The 20,110-nt window shown below is 32.3% G+C and carries 17 protein-coding genes; 11 read left to right on the forward strand and 6 right to left on the reverse strand.

Going from position 1 to position 20,110, the window contains the following annotated elements:
- The first annotated feature begins 122 nt into the window (after window positions 1-122).
- On the forward strand, window positions 123-1,526 hold the full coding sequence (locus ACYX4H_RS12385; protein ID WP_476236597.1) for a response regulator: 1,404 nt from the start codon (window positions 123-125) through the stop codon (window positions 1,524-1,526).
- A 14-nt stretch (window positions 1,527-1,540) separates the two neighbouring features.
- Here ACYX4H_RS12385 and ACYX4H_RS12390 read toward each other — a convergent pair whose 3' ends face one another.
- Both ACYX4H_RS12390 and ACYX4H_RS12395 read right to left on the reverse strand, forming a co-directional pair.
- Window positions 1,541-1,921: a Rid family detoxifying hydrolase gene (locus ACYX4H_RS12390; RefSeq protein ID WP_476236598.1), complete on the reverse strand. Its 381-nt coding sequence runs from the start codon at window positions 1,919-1,921 to the stop codon at window positions 1,541-1,543.
- Between the two features lie 3 nt (window positions 1,922-1,924).
- Window positions 1,925-4,612: a putative LPS assembly protein LptD gene (locus tag ACYX4H_RS12395; protein WP_476236599.1), complete on the reverse strand. Its 2,688-nt coding sequence runs from the start codon at window positions 4,610-4,612 to the stop codon at window positions 1,925-1,927.
- 181 nt (window positions 4,613-4,793) lie between these two features.
- Here ACYX4H_RS12395 and ACYX4H_RS12400 point away from each other — a divergent pair, with 181 nt between their 5' ends.
- The 10 genes from ACYX4H_RS12400 to ACYX4H_RS12445 all read left to right on the forward strand — a co-directional run bounded on the left by ACYX4H_RS12400 (window position 4,794) and on the right by ACYX4H_RS12445 (window position 17,345).
- Window positions 4,794-5,918: an N-acetylmuramoyl-L-alanine amidase family protein gene (locus ACYX4H_RS12400; RefSeq protein ID WP_476236601.1), complete on the forward strand. Its 1,125-nt coding sequence runs from the start codon at window positions 4,794-4,796 to the stop codon at window positions 5,916-5,918.
- A 125-nt stretch (window positions 5,919-6,043) separates the two neighbouring features.
- Entirely contained in the window at window positions 6,044-6,979 is a 936-nt protein-coding gene (locus tag ACYX4H_RS12405) for an MlaD family protein (protein ID WP_476236602.1), read from the forward strand.
- Window positions 6,980-6,989: 10 nt separating this feature from the next.
- Complete coding sequence (locus ACYX4H_RS12410; protein WP_476236603.1) at window positions 6,990-8,297, forward strand: 4Fe-4S dicluster domain-containing protein; 1,308 nt, start codon at window positions 6,990-6,992, stop codon at window positions 8,295-8,297.
- A gap of 21 nt (window positions 8,298-8,318) precedes the next feature.
- The gene (locus tag ACYX4H_RS12415) at window positions 8,319-8,948 is read left to right on the forward strand and encodes a hypothetical protein (protein ID WP_476236604.1); all 630 of its coding nucleotides are present in this window, start codon (window positions 8,319-8,321) and stop codon (window positions 8,946-8,948) included.
- A gap of 15 nt (window positions 8,949-8,963) precedes the next feature.
- Window positions 8,964-9,743 carry a (Fe-S)-binding protein gene (locus tag ACYX4H_RS12420; RefSeq protein WP_476236605.1) on the forward strand — a complete coding sequence of 260 codons (780 nt, stop codon included), beginning with the start codon at window positions 8,964-8,966 and terminating at the stop codon, window positions 9,741-9,743.
- A gap of 25 nt (window positions 9,744-9,768) precedes the next feature.
- On the forward strand, window positions 9,769-10,254 hold the full coding sequence (locus ACYX4H_RS12425) for an ABC transporter ATPase (RefSeq protein WP_476236606.1): 486 nt from the start codon (window positions 9,769-9,771) through the stop codon (window positions 10,252-10,254).
- Between the two features lie 78 nt (window positions 10,255-10,332).
- Complete coding sequence (gene serB, locus ACYX4H_RS12430; RefSeq protein ID WP_475296140.1) at window positions 10,333-11,556, forward strand: phosphoserine phosphatase SerB; 1,224 nt, start codon at window positions 10,333-10,335, stop codon at window positions 11,554-11,556.
- Between the two features lie 128 nt (window positions 11,557-11,684).
- The gene (locus ACYX4H_RS12435; RefSeq protein ID WP_476236607.1) at window positions 11,685-14,639 is read left to right on the forward strand and encodes a glycoside hydrolase family 3 N-terminal domain-containing protein; all 2,955 of its coding nucleotides are present in this window, start codon (window positions 11,685-11,687) and stop codon (window positions 14,637-14,639) included.
- Window positions 14,640-14,659: 20 nt separating this feature from the next.
- Entirely contained in the window at window positions 14,660-15,799 is a 1,140-nt protein-coding gene (bshA, locus tag ACYX4H_RS12440; protein WP_476236608.1) for an N-acetyl-alpha-D-glucosaminyl L-malate synthase BshA, read from the forward strand.
- 19 nt (window positions 15,800-15,818) lie between these two features.
- Window positions 15,819-17,345: a GH3 family acyl-acid amido synthetase gene (locus ACYX4H_RS12445; RefSeq protein ID WP_476236609.1), complete on the forward strand. Its 1,527-nt coding sequence runs from the start codon at window positions 15,819-15,821 to the stop codon at window positions 17,343-17,345.
- A gap of 4 nt (window positions 17,346-17,349) precedes the next feature.
- On the opposite strand, the gene ACYX4H_RS12450 is transcribed toward ACYX4H_RS12445, so the two are convergent.
- From ACYX4H_RS12450 to ACYX4H_RS12465, 4 genes are all read right to left on the reverse strand, one after another.
- Window positions 17,350-17,901 (reverse strand): hypothetical protein, encoded by a 552-nt coding sequence (locus tag ACYX4H_RS12450; protein ID WP_476236610.1) that lies wholly within the window; start codon window positions 17,899-17,901, stop codon window positions 17,350-17,352.
- Window positions 17,902-17,924: 23 nt separating this feature from the next.
- Window positions 17,925-18,344, reverse strand: a complete 420-nt coding sequence (locus ACYX4H_RS12455; RefSeq protein WP_476236611.1) for a DUF1801 domain-containing protein — start codon at window positions 18,342-18,344, stop codon at window positions 17,925-17,927.
- Between the two features lie 12 nt (window positions 18,345-18,356).
- A complete protein-coding gene (locus tag ACYX4H_RS12460; protein ID WP_476236612.1) occupies window positions 18,357-19,418 on the reverse strand; it encodes a ThuA domain-containing protein in 1,062 nt (353 codons plus the stop codon).
- Window positions 19,419-19,556: 138 nt separating this feature from the next.
- Entirely contained in the window at window positions 19,557-20,045 is a 489-nt protein-coding gene (locus ACYX4H_RS12465; RefSeq protein ID WP_475296147.1) for a hypothetical protein, read from the reverse strand.
- Between the last annotated feature and the right edge of the window lie 65 nt (window positions 20,046-20,110).

Below are 20,110 nucleotides of genomic sequence, written 5' to 3' on the forward strand. Positions count from 1 at the left end.
AAATTTTGTTAAAATAAAAGTACAATAATTTATATAATTATAGCATCTTTACAAAGCCTAATAGTACTATTAATTTGATATTTGCTATATTTATAAATATGTTTGCCTAACCCATACATTAAATGAATATTCTCCTAAAATTTATGAGATCTAATACCAAAAAGGTATTGTCGCTTTTAATCTTTGCCTCTATCGTTTTAATCCTTTTTTTAGGGTTTGCTTTTATAAATGGTTTTCTAGGTTTAAAAATTATAATAATAACACTTTTTGTTTTAGCCATCATACAAGTTTTTACACTGCAATATTTTTTTAAAAATCAACTAAAAAATAATTTTACTCGCGGAAATTTATTAACCCGTATTAAGGAATTAAAATCTGCGCTTGATGAGAGCGAAAAATTAGCCGACCATAAGTCTATTTACTTAGAAAACATGAGTTACGAGGTTAGAACACCTTTAAGCACCGTTATGGGCATGCTAAATATGCTAATGCAAACAGAATTAAATACAGACCAGCGTGCGCAGGCTGAAATTGCTTTATATTCATCAAAATACTTATTGCAATTGGTAGATATGGTTACCAATAATGCAAATGTTGATACAGGAAATTTACAATTAAATGAAACGGCAATAGATTTAAAATTAGACCTAACACGTTTATTTAAAGTTTTTGAATATCAAGCATGGGAAAAAGGTTTAGAATTTGAATTTAAATTTTTATCAAAAGAAACAGATAAGTTTTTGGTAATGGCAGATTCTACCCGTATACAACAAGTATTAATAAACCTAATTAATAATGCCATTAAGTTTACTAATTCAGGTAAAATATCTGTTATTGTAGATCAAACTGTGGGTATAGATAATGAACAAATAATAACATTTTACATTAAAGATACAGGTGTTGGAATGCGCCCACAAGAGGTACGACGTATTTTTAAAAATGCTGAAGCATCTCAAGGAAATATATTAGCCACAGATTATAGAGGTGGTGGTATTGGTTTGGCAATTTCACACCAATTGGTACACGCTATGGGGGGTGAACTTAAGTTAGAAACCAAAGAGAATGAAGGCTCAACATTTTATTTTAGTTTACAACTTAAAAAGACACTAAACATTAAAAACGAGGCTACTAATTTTAAGCCTATACTAACTAATAAATTTAATGTTTTAGTTGCTGAAGATAACCGCATGAACCAAAAGGTTATTAAATTTTTATTAGAACGTTTAGGAGCAGATTGTACTTTTGTGAAGAACGGTTTAGAAGCTTTGGAGCTTTATAAAATTTTAGATTTTGATATGGTGTTTATGGATATTTATATGCCAGATATGGATGGTTATGAAGCTACACAATTAATTCAAAAAACAGATAAGTATGCCAAAACCAAAACACCAATAATTGGTGTATCAGCAAGTGCTTTTGAAGCCGATATCAATAAAGCTAAACTGGCAGGAATTGATGCGTTTTTAGCAAAACCAATTGACGTTGATGAGTTAAAAGAATTACTTATTGAATATGCTAAAAAGTAAGCTGCATTAGTTGTTTATTTAACAGCAATCATGCTAATTTCAACATTTACATTTTTGGGTAATTTAGCTACTTGCACAGTTTCTCTTGCAGGAGCAGTGGCTTCATTAAAATAACTGCCATAAACGGTATTAATAGCATTAAAATCGTCCATGTTACTTATAAAAATTGATGATTTAACAACATTTTCAAAAGTCATATTAGCTGCTTTTAATACAGCTTCTAAGTTTTTCATAACTTGCGTAGTTTCAGCATTTATATCTACTAAAACAAGTGCGTTAGTTTGCGTGTTAATAGCTATTTGGCCAGAAATATAAAGGGTGTTGCCACTTAAAATAGCTTGGTTGTAGGGTCCAAGAGGAGCAGGGGCATTTGGTGTAGTTATAATAGTTTTCATGTGCTATAATTGTTGGTCTGGTTGTCTTCGTTTTTCGTATTTCAGGTCTTTCAAAATACTAGATTTTATACCAATAAAGAAATTCCAAGAGGTTCTATCGCTAAAAGGTATCCAACTAAAATTCATATTCCAACTTTCTAAATCTCTTTGAAACCTAAATTGAGTGTATGTAAAGCCTTGGTTTTTAATATCGTAACCAGATGAAGCACCAATAGACCATTTACTAGTTAACTCAATATCACCAGAAAACATGAGTGAGTGCGATGAAATTTCATTTTGCCTTCGTGAATTGGCATAATTTACGGCATAGGCTAAACGCACATTCCAAGGTATTTTATGATTGAAGAATTTTGATGGTTCTTCATCTTCATCATTATTACCCTTTTTGGTGTCTTTATTGTTTTGGTATTCGTTTATTTGGTCATTAGAGAAATCCATGTTTTTGGGTAAAAAATCTTCAGGATTATCACTGGCCGAAGTATTGCCTTTGTCTTTACCTTTATTCTTGTTTGATAAAGACCAACTAGCCGTTAAGTTAGCGCTTGTTAGCCTAAATAAACTACCGCCATTATCAATATTAAATTTGTTAATACGTGTATTATTGTTGTCTAGCGCATACGGATCTAAAGTTGCACCAAAATTTATACTCATTTGGTTTTGAAAAAGTTGCGTACTACCACTCATTCTAACCGGACTCCATTGTAAAGAATCTGCGGCAAAATTATAGGCCGATGAAAAGTTTAAACTGTTTAGTAATTTAATTTTTTTAGGCTCGGTTGCTGTACTGTCACGGTCTTTTACTTTAGCTTCAAAATTATTGGCTAAAGATATACCCATTGAACTTGAAAAATTTTTGTTTGGTGCACCAAAAATAGCATCTTCAAACCTTGAAAACTCAACGTCTCTGGTTGTTAAACCATCGGCAGTAATAACTTCTTCTTCGTATGTATTGTAATATTTATCAAAAGCCGGATTAATATTATAGCTAATAGAAGGCCGCATAACATGCCTTATGGCTTTAAGCTTGGTATCTTTACCTTCTTTTTCAAAATTAAACATACCATAAACAGTGGTACCAATACTGGTGCTAAAATTGTAAGTTCTGTAAGCATCAAAGCCATTAATGGTTTCAACTTCTTCTTCACCTAAAACAGAGTTAAAACGTTTATCAATGGTTTTAAAAGTCCAAACCTCATTGTAATTGGCACCAGCACTTACACTAAAATATTTAAATATTTTGAAGTTTGTACTAATTGGTATTGTATGCTGAAACCCAGCGCGGGCATCATCAAACATTTCTTTTTTAAAGAAAAGCGAATCTACAGTGGCAATTCTGTTTTCACCACGTACGTTGTATTGAAGATTTATATTTTGAATAATACCTTTTTTAGAACCCGATTTTGATGAAAACGGATACATTCTACCAACACTACCTTGAAATGTTGGTAAAGTCATGTTTATGGTTTGAGTATTGGTGTTTTGAGAATGTGTTGCCGTTAAACTGTAACTAACTTGAGGCTCACCTTGAAATGTTTTTGAGTATGAAACCGAAGATGATAAAGTGTTTGTTAAGTAATTACTACCAGAATTTATTTGATTTATAGAATTTCTGTAATAGGTGCTACTACCTAAATTTACCGATGCTGAAAAGCGTGAGCTTGGGTTGGCTTTAGAGTCTTGACTATGAGACCAGCGTAGATTATAAATAGTGTTTCGGGCATAATCTGGAAAACCACGCTCACTAGTAATAAGGTTTTCATACCTAAAGGCTAAATTACCTCTAAATCTGTAGCGTTTGGCATAGGTATTTTCTAGGCGTAAACCAAAACTACCATTGGTGTAATAATCGCCTAAAACGGCCAAATCCATATAATCACTTATAGCAAAATAGTAACCACCGTTTTGTAAAAAGTAACCTCTATCATTTTGTTCACCAAAGGTTGGAATTATAATACCAGATGTATGTTTTTCGCTTTGCGGAAAAAAACTAAAAGGCAACCAAACAGGTGTTGGTACATCATAAATATAAATACCTGCAGGCCCTGTAACTATTTTTTTACCGGGTACAATTTTGGCCTTTAAAAGTCTGATGTAATAATCTGGGTCTTCAAGATTTTCTGCAGTGGTGTATTTGGCGTTTTTAATAAAGTAAACAGAGTCATTTTCCTTTTTAGTAATTCTTGCAATAACGTTGCCTTCGCCTTGTTCTGTAACAGAGTTATAAATTAATGCTTTTTGAGATTTAGTGTTAAAAACAATAGAATCTGGCTCAACAACATTACTACCTTGAGTAAACACGGGTTTTTGTGTGTAGCCATCAATAGTATCTGTAATTCCGCGTGCATAAACTGTATTTGTACCGTAATCTACAGTAATACTACCTGCGGAAATATTCATATCACCATAATCAATTTTAGCATTGTTATACAAGTATAATTGTTGTTTTTTATTGTTGAATTTGGTGTAATCTGTAGCACTGTATTTTACAATATGTTCAAGTAATTCTTTAGGTTTAACACTGTCTGTAACAGTGGTATCTGCAATTTTTTCAGAGTTTAAAGCTTCGGGTTCAGTAGGTTTATCAATATTAACCACCACAGAATCTTTCACTGTTGCGCCAATAGATTTACCTTTTTTGGGAATATCTTGGCTGTAGCTTAACGTGTTAATAAACACTGTAAAACTTAGCACAAAAAGTATTTTAAAGTTGTTTGTATGCAACGCTTTTAATGTATTTTTGTAAAAGTATGGCTCGGTTTTTGAATTGCCAAAATTACATATATTTTTTGTGTGATTTATTAAAATTTAAAATAAAAATCTGCACAGTAAAAAACCAAAGCAATAATTCAATTTTTTAGTTGTTTAAACATTTATGCAAACGTACAGAATATCCTTTTTCGTATTTATAATTTCAGTATTAACATTTTCTTTAAATAATGTTCAGGCACAAGCTGCTTCAAATTCATTTGTAATAATGATAGATCCTGGGCATGGTGGTAAAGATTCTGGTACACCAGGAACTGGAAGATATAAAGCCACTGAGAAAGATATTGCTTTAGATGTATCATTAGATTTGGGTGAAATGATAGAAAAAAAACTAGACAACGTTAAAGTATTATACACAAGAAAAAATGATACGTACCCAACGTTAAATGGTAGAACCGTTTTAGCAAATAAAAAGGATGTAGATTTATTTATTTCTATTCACTGTAATGCGCAACCAGGAAAAACAGGTAGTGCTTACGGCTCTGAAACCTATGTTTTAGGTTTAACAAAAAATAAACAAAATTTAGAGGTTGCCAAGCGTGAAAATAGTGTTATTGCTTTAGAAGATGATACAGAGGTTTATAAAGATTTCAACCCAAATTCACCAGAATCTGTTTTAGGTTTAATGATTGCGCAAGAAGAATATTTAGACCGTAGTATAAAATTAGCCAGATATATTGAAGATGAGTTTCAAACAACTGCTAAACGCCGTAGCAGAGGTGTAAAACAAAATATATTTTATGTATTAGCATACACATACATGCCTAGTGTTTTAGTTGAACTTGGGTTTTTAACACATAAAAAAGAAGAAGATTTTTTAAATTCTAAAAAAGGAAAAGCTTTAATGACAAAATCTTTATACAATGCTGTTGAAAACTATATTAAATACTTCAATTTAAATAAAAAAAGTGTTTCTGTAAGTGCCAATTTACCTGAAATTGAAACTACAGAAACAACTACCAATACTTCAATTGAATATAAAATTCAAATAGCAGCTAGTTCAAAAGCTTTAGAAACTAAACCCTATAATTTTAAGGGTTTAAGTGAGATTTCGCGTATTAAAGAAGGCAATCTCTACAAATATTATTACGGTAGTACGCATAATTATGATACTACAAAAAAACTTGAAGAAGAGGCCAAAAGTAAAGGGTACAAATCTAGTTTTATAGTGGCTTTTAAAAACGGTAAAAAAATAAGTTTAGCCGAAGCTTTAAAAACAACAGCCAATTAAAAATTTCCTATTCAAAATTATTCTAAATTTGCTATAAACGGTAAATTGTATTTAATTGCAATATAGTTTCCTTTATATTTATGGCTTAAATATTAGCCCAAAATCAAAAAAACTAAACCAACCCAATGAAAATATCTAGAGAAGTAAAAACAGCTTTATTAGTAATATCAGGTATTGTACTGTTAATTTTTGGTTTTAATTATTTAAAAGGTCAAAATTTATTAGATAGTTCTAGAACATTTTACACAGAATACAATAATGTTGAAGGTTTAACACCTTCAATGCCGGTTACAATAAATGGATTAATAGTTGGTAAAGTAACCAATATAAGTTTTAAAGGTGATGGGTCTGCAAAATTAAAGGTAACATTGTTGGTTGATAGTGATTATCAATTTTCAAAAAATAGTAAAGCAGAGTTGTATGAAGCTGGCTTAATTGGAGGTAAAGCCGTGGCTATTGTACCTGCTTTTGATAATGCTGAAATTGCTAAAAATGGTGACGATTTACAAGGCACTGTAAAAGCCGGATTAAGCGAGCTTGTAAACCAAAAATTAACACCATTGCAAGAAAGCCTTGGCGGTACTTTAATTCGAGCCGAAGAACTTTTAAAAAATATAAACGAAGTGTTTGATGCCCAAACAAAAAACAATTTAAAAAGCAGTTTGGCTAATTTAAATGCGGTGCTTGCCAATTTCAAGCAAACATCTGGCACATTAAATAACATAGTTACAGAAAACAAAACCAAATTAGATAACACACTTAGTAATGTAGATAATATGTCGGCAAACTTTTCAAAAGTGTCAGATTCTTTAGCAAATGCCAATATAGGTGCTACCGTTGCAAATTTAGAAGCTACTTTAAAAAACTTCAACAATATTTTAGCAAGTGTTGAAAGCGGAAAAGGCTCAATGGGCAAACTTTTAAAAGACGATGGTTTGTATAATAATATTGAAGGTGCCACTGGCGAGCTAGAAGAACTTTTAAGAGACATTAAACTACATCCAAAACGTTATTTTAGAATTCTTTCTAAAAAAGAAATTCCTTATTCTAAAGAAAATTAATAGTAATAGTATGCAATACCTACCAAATATCATTTTTGCTATCCTGCTAATTGTAGCCATAGGATATTTTGCAAAAAACGTTAAAAAACTAATAAGAAACATAAAACTGGGGCAAGATGTAGACGTTTCAAACAATAAAAAGGAACGTTTAAAAAATATGGCAATGATTGCCTTAGGGCAAAGTAAAATGGTAAAACGGCCCATAGCTGGTATTTTACACATTATAGTTTATGTAGGCTTTATAATAATTAATATTGAAGTTTTAGAAATTATAATTGATGGGCTTTTTGGTACACACAGAGCGTTTTCGGGTATTGGCCCCATTTACGGCGTATTAATTGGCATTTTTGAAATTTTAGCCTTTTTAGTTTTTGTTGCAGTTGTTATTTTCTGGATAAGACGAAATGTTATGAAACTAAGTCGTTTTTGGAAAAGTGAAATGACCACATGGCCCAAAAATGATGGTAACTTCATTCTCTATTTTGAAATGGTATTAATGACACTATTTTTAGTAATGAATGCTACCGATGTTACCTTTCAAAACATGAATAACGGTAACGTAATTAGTCAATTTATAGCACCATTATTTAATGGCATGCCAGAAACCACATTACACATAATTGAAAGAGCCGCTTGGTGGTTACACATAGTGGGTATTTTAATATTTTTAAACTATTTATATTTTTCAAAACACCTCCATATAATTTTAGCTTTTCCAAACACGTATTATGGTAGCTTAAAACCTAAAGGAGCGTTTAATAATTTAGAGGCGGTTACAAAAGAGGTTAAAATGATGATGGACCCTAACGTAGACCCTTTTGCAGCACCACCAGAAGGCGCTGAACCAGCAATGCCAGCTAAATTTGGTGCAAGTGATGTGCAAGATTTAAATTGGGTACAACTTTTAAGTGCCTACACTTGTACAGAGTGTGGTAGGTGTACATCGGCGTGTCCTGCTAACCTAACAGGTAAAAAGTTATCGCCAAGAAAAATTATGATGGATACCAGAGACCGTCTTGAAGAGGTTGGTAAAAATATTGACGCTAATAATGGAGCGTTTAAAGATGATGGTAAACAACTTTTAGGTGATTATATTACAAACGAAGAACTTTGGGCATGTACCACTTGTAATGCCTGTGTAGAAGAATGTCCTGTAAGCATCAATCCATTATCAATTATTTTAGAAATGCGCCGTTACCTAGTAATGGAACAAAGTGCAGCACCCGTTGAATTAAATAATATGATGACAAACATTGAAAACAACGGTGCCCCTTGGCCATATAACCAAATGGACAGATTAAACTGGAAAGACGAATAAACAAACAACCCCAATACACACATGAAAACCTTTTTTAAAACCGTAGCATTTTTAATAGCATTTTTTCCATTGTTAATGCACGCGCAACAGGCCGAAGTTAAAGCAATGGCAGACAAAATGTTTACCGATGTTTTAAACAAAGATTTTGAATCTTTATTAAACATGACACACCCCAAAGTGTTTGATTTAGTACCAAAAGAACAAATGCTACCAATTATAAAAGGCACGTTTGAAGGTAATGATGAGTTTTCAATAGAACTACCAAAAGAAACCCCTTCATATAAAATATCTGAAGTGTTTAAAGGCGAAAACAACAATTTAGTTTACGCTTTTGTAACCTATGATATGGCTATGAATATGACCTTTAAAAAACAAGAGTTTGACGAAGAATCAAAAAAAATGATGATTTCAATATTGAAAGCTCAAGGCATGGATGTAGAGTTTACATCAAGTAATAGCATGAATGTTTTAATGCGCGATAGAATAACCATTTTCTTAAAAGAAGATGCCACAAATAATGAATGGGTTGTTGTAAATTATGACGCTAATTCGCCTTTATTTTACCAAGTATTATCGTCTGATTTGCTAGAAGCAGCTAAAACTTACAAGCAAGATTTAATGCTTGAAAGTAAAAAGAAAACAGAGAACTAATAAAAACCATTGAGTATGATAGTTAAAACAATGGCAGAATTTATGGCCGAAGGCAAACAACCAGAAATTTTATTTTGGGTTGGTTCTGCAGGAAGCTATGATGATAGAGCAAAAAAAATAACAAAAGCATTTGTTAAAATTCTTAATAAAGCCAATGTAGATTTTGCAGTTTTAGGCACCGAAGAAAGTAACACGGGCGACGTTGCAAAACGCGCCGGAAACGAGTTTTTGTTTCAAATGCAAGCAGTAATGAATATTGAAGTTTTAAACGCTTACCAGGTTAAAAAAATTGTAACCTGCGATCCGCATTCATACAACTGTTTAAAAAATGAGTATCCAAGTTTAGGTGGTAATTATCAAGTATTGCATCATACGCAATTTATTCAACATTTAATACAAGAAGGCCGTTTAACGTTACAAGGTAACTTGTATAAGGGCAAACGTATTACATTTCATGATCCGTGCTATTTGGGTAGAGCAAACAATGAGTTTGATGCACCTAGAAATGTATTAAAAAATACGAATGCTGAAATAATAGAAATGAAACGCCACAAACAAACGGCTTTGTGTTGTGGAGCTGGTGGTGCACAAATGTTTAAAGAACCTGAAAAAGGAGATAAGGATATTAATGTGTTAAGAACCGAAGATGCACTTGAAACCAAACCAAATATCATAGCAACGGGCTGCCCTTACTGCAATACAATGATGACTGATGGTGTAAAAGCTAAAGAAAAGGAAGCCGAAATAACTGTTTTAGATATTGCTGAACTTATAGCAAATTCTGAAGAATTATAATTTAGGTAAATTCACAATTTATACAATGTTAGTAGATTTTAATACATTACCAGAAGCCTCAAGAGTCTGGATATATCAAGCAAACCGTTCGTTTACCGAAGATGAAATTGCTGAAATTTCATCAAAACTAAATACGTTTATAGAAAACTGGACTGCACATGGTTCAGATTTACAAGCGGGCTATCAAATTAAATACAAACGATTCATAATACTGGGTTTAAATCAAAATTTAAATGCAGCTACAGGCTGTTCAATTGATGCTTCAGTACATTTTATTCAGCAGTTAGAAAAAACCTATAATGTTGATTTAATGGATAAAATGAATGTGTCTTACAAACAAGGTGAATTTATTGCCTATAAATCATTAACAGATTTTAAACAAATGGCAAAAGACAAGGCCGTGTCTAAAAACACCATTGTTTTTAATAACCTTGTAGCAAATAAAGCAGAGTTTGAAGAAAATTGGGAAGTGCCTGCAAGTGAAAGTTGGCACAACAGATTTATTAAATAATTAATTCTGCATAAAATCACTTTCATATTTCAATTAGAATATTCATTTTTACAAACGTAAAAGTGAAACAACTAAATTATGGCTAAAGAAATTTTTTTACTAAATATTTCCGGACAAGATAAACCTGGTTTAACATCGGCATTAACAGCTGTTTTAGCGCAATACAATGCCAAAGTTTTAGATATTGGGCAAGCAAACATACATGATACACTTTCTTTAGGAATGATGTTTGAAGTGAAATCTAAAAAAAAATCGGCAGCCGTATTAAAAGATTTACTTTTTAAAGCCTATGAGTTAGGTATTAACTGCAAATTTACACCAATTTCTCTTGAAGATTATGAAGATTGGGTAAACCAACAAGGAAAAAACAGGTACATAGTTACCATTTTAGGAGAAAAACTAAAAGCCGAACAAATATCTAGGGTTACAGAAATAATTTCTGAAAAAAACCTAAATATTGATGCTATTAAGCGTTTAACTGGGCGTTTATCTCTGGTTAAAAAAGACGATTATCCAAGGGCATCAATTCAATTATCTATTAGAGGAAGAATTGATAATAAAGCAGAATTTACAGAGAAATTCATGCAAATATCGCAAGAATTAGATGTTGATATTGCTTTTCAAGAAGATAACATTTTTAGAAGAAACAGACGTTTAGTGTGTTTTGATATGGATTCAACCTTAATTCAAACCGAAGTTATTGATGAATTAGCAGAATTAGCAGGTGTTGGTGAACAGGTTAAAGCCATTACCGAAGCAGCAATGCAAGGCGAAATTGATTTTAACGAAAGCTTTAAAAGACGCATGAAACTCTTAGAAGGTTTAAGTGAAGATGTATTGCAAAATGTTGCTGTTAATTTGCCTATTACAAAAGGAGCCAGACGATTAATTGATACCCTTAAAAACTACGGGTTTAAAACCGCTATTTTATCTGGTGGTTTTACCTATTTTGGGCACTATTTACAAAAAGAATTGGGTATAGATTACGTGTATGCTAACCAATTAGAAATAAAAAATGGTGCTTTAACGGGTAACTATTTAGGTGAAATTGTAAATGGCGAAAAGAAAGCTGAATATTTAAAACAAATAGCCGAACAAGAAGGTATTGATATTAGCCAAACCATTGCTGTTGGTGATGGCGCTAATGATTTACCAATGCTAAATCTTGCCGGTTTAGGTATTGCATTTCATGCAAAGCCAAAAGTAAAAGACAATGCACAAAGCTCAATATCAAGTATTGGGTTAGATGGCGTACTGTATCTTTTAGGCTACCACGATAGGCATATTGATTTAATAGAGTAACCCAAAACGTGGTTAATTTCTTATTTATAAAACTATCTTAAAGTCTTTTTATCTTGTTGCTAAAAGTAGTATTTTGGCATGATTATTAGTGTAAATAAAACAAAACTAATAAGCCAAAAAATACACCTATGCGTCAAACCTTTATATATAGTTTTTTCTTATTTATATTCAGTGCTTTATATGCACAAAATACACCAAATCCGTTATTAACAGATGATGCTGAATCTCAAAAAAAATGGGTAGATAGCATTTACAACAACATGTCTTTAAAAGAAAAAGTAGGGCAGTTGTTTATGGTGCAGGTAATGTCTAACCAAAGTTTAGCCGAAAAAAACAAGATAGTACAGCTCATTCAAAAATCGCATATTGGAGGTGTTATTTATTCAACTGGCGGTCCTGTAAGGCAAGCAAAACTTAATAATGAGCTACAATTTGCAGCCAAAGTACCATTATTAATAGGTATGGATGCAGAATGGGGTTTAAGCATGCGGTTAGATTCTACGTATGCTTTTCCGTGGAATATGACTTTAGGTGCTATTAAAGACGCAAAACTTGTTGAACGTGCAGGCAAGCACATAGGTGAGCACAATAAAAGGTTAGGGGTGCATTTTAATTTTGCACCTGTTGTAGATATTAATACAAACCCCAACAACCCAATAATTGGAAATCGTTCTTTTGGTGAAGATAGAGATAATGTTACGGAAAAAGCATTAGCCTTTATGAAAGGTATGCAAGACGCCGGTGTTTTAGCAAATGCAAAACATTTTCCAGGACATGGAGATACTGAAACAGATTCTCATAAAACCTTACCAAGTATTAATTTTGATGAAAAACGTATAGATTCTATAGAGCTATATCCATACCGAAAGTTAATAAAAGAAGGCTTATCAAGTGTTATGGTGGCTCATTTGAGTGTGCCAAGTTTAGAGCCTCGTACAAATTACCCTTCATCTCTATCAAAACATATAGTTACTAATATTTTAAAAGAAAAGTTAGGATTTAAAGGTCTTATTTTTACAGATGCTTTAACCATGAAAGGCGCTGCAAATTATGCCGAAAAAGCGGTTGATGGTATTGCTCCCAAAACCTTGCCTAAAGGCGGTGAGGTAGATTTACTTGCCTTTTTATCAGGTAATGATGTCATGTTAATGTCTGAAAATCCAGAACAAGCTATTAACAGATTTGTATATGCGTTTAACAATAAAATTATAACTGAAGAAAGGTTAGCACATTCAGTTAAAAAAATACTTCAAGCTAAGTATAAAGTAGGTTTAAATAATTATAAACCTATTGGTATTCACAATTTAGTTGAAGATTTAAACAGGCTACAAGACGACATATTATACGAAGAACTTATTGAAAATGCGGTTACCGTTGTAAAAAACAGTAATAATTTATTGCCTTTAATGCAGTTAGAAACTAAAACGATGGCTTATGTGCATTTGGGTGATGATGATGGGAGTGTTTTTTATAATGAACTAAAAAAATACAATAAAATACACCAAATAAAATCTGATAATTTAGATGACTTAATACAAAAGCTAAAATCGTATAATACGGTAGTGGTTGGTTTTCATCGTTCCAATGCTAACCCTTGGAAAGCCTATAAATTTACAAATCAAGAAATTGTTTGGTTACAAGAAATAGCAAGAAATCACAATGTTATTTTAGATGTTTTTGTGCGCCCCTATGCACTATCAAACATTAAAAGTATTGAAAATATTGAAAGCATTATTGTGAGCTATCAAAACAGTAAAATAGCTCAAGAAAAATCTGCTCAAATAATTTTTGGTGCATTACCCGCTAAAGGAAATTTACCGGTTTCAGTAGGGCATTTTAGTTTAAATGAAGGTATTCATTACAATCAAATAAGTCGTTTAGGTTATACCGTTCCAGAGCGTGTGGGAATGAGTTCAGAAAAATTAAAAAAAGTAGATTCTATGGCAAACCTAGCTGTTAATGGTAAAATGACACCAGGTATACAACTATTAATTGCCAGAAAAGGTAAAGTTATTTACAATAAAAACTTTGGAAAACACACCTATGAAGGCAACCAAAAAGTAACTTTTGATGCTATTTATGATGTAGCTTCACTAACAAAAATATTAGCTACATTGCCCTTGTTAATGGAACTTGAAGAGCAAGGTATTGTGTCTTTAGATACCAAGCTATCAGAAATTTTACCAGCATATAAAACTAGTAATAAAGCCAATATTACAATAAAGCAAATGCTATCACATTATGCAAGATTACGCCCTTGGGAACCTTTTTATTATCATACGCTAGACACCATAACAAAAAAACCAAGTAAAAAATATTATCGATCAGAAAAGAGTGATCAGTTTAATATTGAAGTTACAAAAAACATGTATTTAAGGTCTGATTATCAAGATTCTATTCAGGAAATTATAAAAGATTCAGAACTATTAGATAGATTACGTTACCGCTACAGTGATTTTCCTTATTACATTTTAAAGAAATTTATTGAAACACATTACGACAAATCTTTAGACGAGTTAGTGCAAGATCATATTTATCAGTCTTTAGGGGCAAATAACACGCTGTACAATCCATATTACAAAATAAGCAATAAAAAAATTGTACCTACAGAAATTGATGACTATTACCGCCATCAAAAAGTGCATGGTTTTGTACATGATATGGGAGCTGCAATGCAAAATGGTGTTGGCGGGCATGCAGGTATTTTTAGTAATGCTAATGATGTTGCTAAAATTATGCAAATGTTTTTACAAAAAGGGTTTTATGGCGGTAAGCGCTATTTTAAACCAGAAACAATAGATAAGTTTAACACCTGCTATTTTTGTGAAAATAAAAACAGGCGTGGTGTTGGTTTTGATAAACCGCAATTAGACGAAGAAGGGCCAACATGCGGTTGTGTGTCTATGACAAGTTTTGGGCATTCTGGTTTTACAGGAACCTACGCTTGGGCAGATCCTGAAGCCGATTTAGTATACGTGTTTTTAGCTAACAGAACGTATCCAAATGCAGGTAAAAATTTGCTGCTAAGAGAAAATATAAGAACAGAAATTCAACGCTTTATTTATGAAGCCATTGAAAATTAATAAAGCATAAAATAAAACCAATGAAAATAGGCATAGTTTGTTACCCAACATTTGGTGGTAGTGGCGTAGTTGCAACAGAGTTAGGGTTAGAACTTTCTAAACGCGGGCATGAAATTCACTTCATAACATACAATCAGCCCGTTAGGTTAGAGTTAATAAGTAATAACGTGCATTATCATGAAGTTACTGTACCAGAATATCCATTATTTCATTACCAACCTTATGAGTTGGCTTTGTCAAGTAAATTGGTAGATATGGTAAAGCTTCACAATATTGAAATTTTACACGTACACTATGCAATACCGCATGCTTATGCTGCATACATGGCAAAAAAAATGTTAAAAGAAGAAGGTATTCATGTGCCTATTGTAACTACTTTACACGGTACAGATATTACACTTGTTGGTAGTCATCCGTTTTACAAACCAGCAGTTACTTTTAGCATCAACAAATCTGATGCGGTAACAGCCGTTTCTAAAAGTTTAAAAGATGATACATTAAGGTTATTTGATATAAAAAGAAGTATAAACGTTGTACCAAATTTTATTGATTTAGAAAAATATAGTAACCAAGGTTTTACAGATTGCCAACGCCATATTATGGCAAATGAAGACGAGAAAATAATTACACATATTAGTAATTTGCGCCCTGTAAAGCGCGCGCATGATGTTATTAGCGTGTTTTATAATATTCAAAAGCAAATTCCAGCTAAATTGATGTTTATTGGTGAAGGCCCTGAAAAAGAAAACATTGAAAAGCAATGTGCAGATTTAGGTATTTTAGATAGGGTTATTTTCTTTGGAAGAAGTAATGAAATAGATAAAATATTGTGCTTTAGCGATTTGTTTTTACTGCCCTCATTAACCGAAAGTTTTGGGTTGGCGGCTTTAGAGGCTATGGCATCGGGTGTACCTGTAATTTCAAGCAATACCGGCGGCATACCCGAAGTAAATGTACATGGCTATTCTGGGTTTTTAAGTGATGTTGGAGATATTGATGATATGACTAAAAATGCACTACATATTTTAAGTGACGATGAAAGATTGAAAACATTTAAAGATAATGCTAGAAAAGAATCATTAAAATTCGATTTACATAAAATAGTACCGCAATACGAAGCTATTTATCAAGATACTTTAAGTAAATGTTTGGTACTTTAATAATTTAAAAAACACATACATGGCCGTTTTAGGAAGTTTAATTAAAGGTTTTATTGAGTTGTCTGATACGTTTTCTTCAGAAACAAATCATTTAGAATCTCAAAAAAATGTATTAAAAGAACTTTTAGAAACAGCCAAAAACACAGCATTTGGTAAACATTACAATTTTGAGGCTATTTTAGCTTCAGAAGATATTCAAAAGGCATTTTCAAAAACAGTTCCTTATTTTGATTATCATAACATGCACCAAGCATGGTGGCACAAATTACATGAAGGTGAAACCAATGTAACATGGCCGGGAGATTTAAACTATTTTGCCTTAAGCTCTGGCACAACAGGTAAAACTAGCAAACGAATTCCAGTAACCAATGCTATGATAGCTGCCATTAGGCAATCTGGAATTAAGCAGGTTTTAGCACTTAAAAACTTTGACTTTCCAGCAGATTTTTTTGAAAAAGAAATCATGATGTTAGGAAGCTCAACCGATTTAAATGAACATAACGATTTTCTTGAAGGCGAAATTAGCGGCATAAGCGCTAGTAATATTCCATTTTGGTTTAAAAGCTACTATAAACCGGGTGAAAATATTGCTAAAATTGACGATTGGGATGCTCGTGTTTTACAAATTGCTAAACGTGCTAAAGATTGGGACATTGGTGCATTAAGCGGTATTCCGTCTTGGATAGAGTTAATGCTTCAAAAAGTAATAGAATATCATAATTTGAACAATATTCATGATATTTGGCCAAATTTAATGGTTTATACGTCTGGTGGTGTAGCTTTTGGGCCTTATGAAAAAAGTTTTCATGCCTTAATGGGAAAACCAGTTACAGTTATAGATACTTATTTGGCTTCCGAAGGTTATATAGCAACACAAACCAGACCAGAAACTACGGCCATGGAATTAAATACTAACCACGGTATTTATTTTGAATTTGTGCCTTTTAAACCAGAATTTATTAATCAAGATGGTTCTTTAGCTCAAAACGCACCCGTTGTAACGCTTGAAAATGTTGAATTAGAGCAAGATTATGTGTTAATTATAAGCACCGTTAGTGGGGCATGGCGTTATTTAATTGGCGATACCATTGAGTTTACTAACATTGAACGTGCTGAAATTAAAATTACAGGCCGTACAAAATTCTTTTTAAATACGGTAGGTTCTCAACTATCTGTTAATAAAATGGATGCTGCAATGAAGAGTTTAGAAGATACGTTTTCTACTAAAATTACAGAATATACCATTTGTGCAAAACGCGGTGATGATGATGAGTTTTATCATTTTTGGTATATAGGAGCAGACAATACAAATTTAGATGAAACAGATGTTGCAAATGCTTTAGATGAAGCATTAAAAACAGCTAATAAAAACTATAAAGTAGCCAGGAGTAAAGCATTAAAAGGCGTAAAAGTTACATTGGTAAGCCCTGAAATGTTTCATGAATGGAACGCAAAAAACAAGAAAAAAGGTGGGCAAGTTAAAATGGAACGTGTAATGGGTGAAGACACCTTTACAGCTTGGGAAACTTTTGTAAAATCACAATAACATTTTAACTTTTTAAACTATTTCGGTTATTAACCAATTCCATGATTTCTTCGGGTGATAAGTAATAACGTTTTATACGTTTTTTATAGCTTTCGGTAATATCAGCATGGTTTAAAATAAAGTTTTTCGTTTTTAAAATATACTTATCCATACCGTTGTTTACAGCAAAAGTATCAGCGGTTCTCTCAGCTTCTACAATATGTTTTTCAAACAGTAAATATTTAATACCAAATTGTATTAAGTTGAAGTTACTGCGTGTTTTATAATCCATAATATGGCCTAATTCATGACCAATCCAACCTATGAATATATCAGAAGGTATGTGCTTTGTTAAAAACTTTTTATCAGCTATTTTAAAAGATTCACTAATTAAAATAATATAATGCCTTTTGTGTTTTGGTTTAAAAAAACTACCCAATTTAGGTTGTGCCTGCATAGTAGATTTTTTTATATTTTTTTTGAATTTAAATTCAATAGGTGTTTTAGCTAATTCAGGAAAAAAACTTAGCGCTGTTTTTACTTCTTTTGTTATGCTTTGAGGAATTTTATGTAGCAATGTGTTTTTGTATAAAGATACTATTAAATACCAAGAAAGGGCAAATGTTTTACGTTATGATATGTTAAAGCAGCTACAATACAAGGTTGTAAAAGGTTTTTGGGTAGTGATTCATTTAAATTTAAAACTATGGCTCGGTTACCGTTAAAACTTAGCATATTTTTGTACAATAACCTAAATGTGGTTACTAATTTGCTATTGCATTGAAAATAAATATAATATGTATTAGGGGTTTTAACTTTCCAGTCTATTCTTAAGGTGCTTCCGTGTTTGGTTATATAGCTAGGTTCTCCCCATTTTAAAGTTTCTTCTAAGGTATCTATATCTTCAATATTTTTTGCAACATCAATTATAAATGTTCTTAAAGCATCCATTTTAGGTTTTACATGTTCTGGGTAGCTATTAAAAAAAATGCTAACATTTTTGTTAGTAATTAGCTTCATTCTAAAAATAAATTAAGGTTTATAAACCCACTTTCTTACACTTGTACTGTCTGCTGTTGGGAAATCTTTAGGTATTTCTTGTGTTACTTTTCCCGTAGCAGCCCACTCAGCACCGCGTTGAAATGTGGTTATAAAACCAGCACATTCAAACGAATAATCCATGTGCCCAAGAGCAGAGTGAAATATTCTGCCTTTACCGTAATTTATAGCCATTAACATAGGCTCATGCCTTCCGGTTCCAGTTACGTCTTTTTTCCAAGGTGGTGCATTTTTTTCAACATCAGAATAGGCTGTAGCTAAAATAGTCATGTTGTTTCCAGGACCACGCATTCTATCATATAGCTCGTCTTTTGTGTGTAGCCATAGTTTTGGTAATCCTTTCATTATAGGATGATTTTCAGCTCTGGTTTGAATTTGAAATTCATATTGAGCTCCATGCGAAGCGCAGATACCTTCAGATGGGTCATGTTCAACTTCATTAGCATCATTATAAAAAATGTACGGGCCTGTTTGTGCATTTCTATCGCCCCAAGCACCTAAGCCAATCATTTTGTTGTATGCATCCCATTGCCCCCAAGCATTATTAGCTGCGTGCACAACCACCAAACCACCACCATTTTTCATATAGTTTTCAAATTTTGTTTTAGTGGCTTCTGGCCAATTTGAAGATTTCCAACCTAAATTATTTATTACAACATCATAGTTTTCAAAATCTGGATTAAAATTTGGGTCTTCCTTAGGTTCATCAACAGCTGTTCTTTTTACACCATCATTTAAAGGGTAGAGCGTTAGTAGTTCATTAATATCTGTAACGCCTTCAATTTCATTGTAATGTGGCCCAATCCAAGTGTATGTTTTTCTGGTAATATCTACTTCAAAAAGGCCAGTTTCTTCTAAATAACTTTTCATCATAAAGGTTGTTTTTGGCCAGACACCGTGGTTGTTTTCGCCATCTAAAATGAGCGCTTTTAATTTTTGCTTTTGTGGTGTTTCAGGTTGTTTTTTTGTATTGTTTTTACAGTTGAAAATCAACATTGAAAACATGAAAAAATAGCAAATGTGTTTAATATTCATGGTGTAATATTTAGTGTAATTGATTTTTAAAGATAATTAATTGAGTTTAAGTAAAGGTTCAAAATATTTCACCGTAAAAATTTATACAATAAAAAAAGCGCCATTATAAGGCGCTTTATGATATTTTTTTGTGTTTTGTTAGAATTGATAACGGATGCCAAGAGCAATATCAAAATCTAAATCGTTGTTATCATAAACATCATCACCAAAACCAATTTCTGGTCTGAAGTCTAATGATAACTGCAGCGGAATGTCAAAATCATACTCAATACCAATATCACCAGCAGCAAAAATAAACGTGTCTGTTACATCATTGCCTGGTGTATCAATACTAAAAGAGCCAATACCACCACCAGCACCAACGTACCAGTTAAAGTTACCATCTAAAGGCATAACCCATTGGTATAAACCTGCTAGTTTAAAACCATCGTAGTTGTTTCCATCTCTCCAGCCTAAATCAAACTCTAAACGATTGCTATCACCAAGTGCTCTTTGGTATGAAATTTCGGCACCAAAGCCGTCGCTATCACCTAAGCGTAAGCCTAAAGCATTTTCAGATATACTTTGCGCGTTTGTTGTAAATACAAATGATACTAGTGCTATTACAGCAATACATAGTTTTTTCATAAAAATTAATTTTTTGTTTTAATTGATGTTCTAAAACAAAGTACGTTAAAATACTTTGTTTAGAT

Source organism: Seonamhaeicola sp. ABD4_340 (assembly GCF_056312135.1).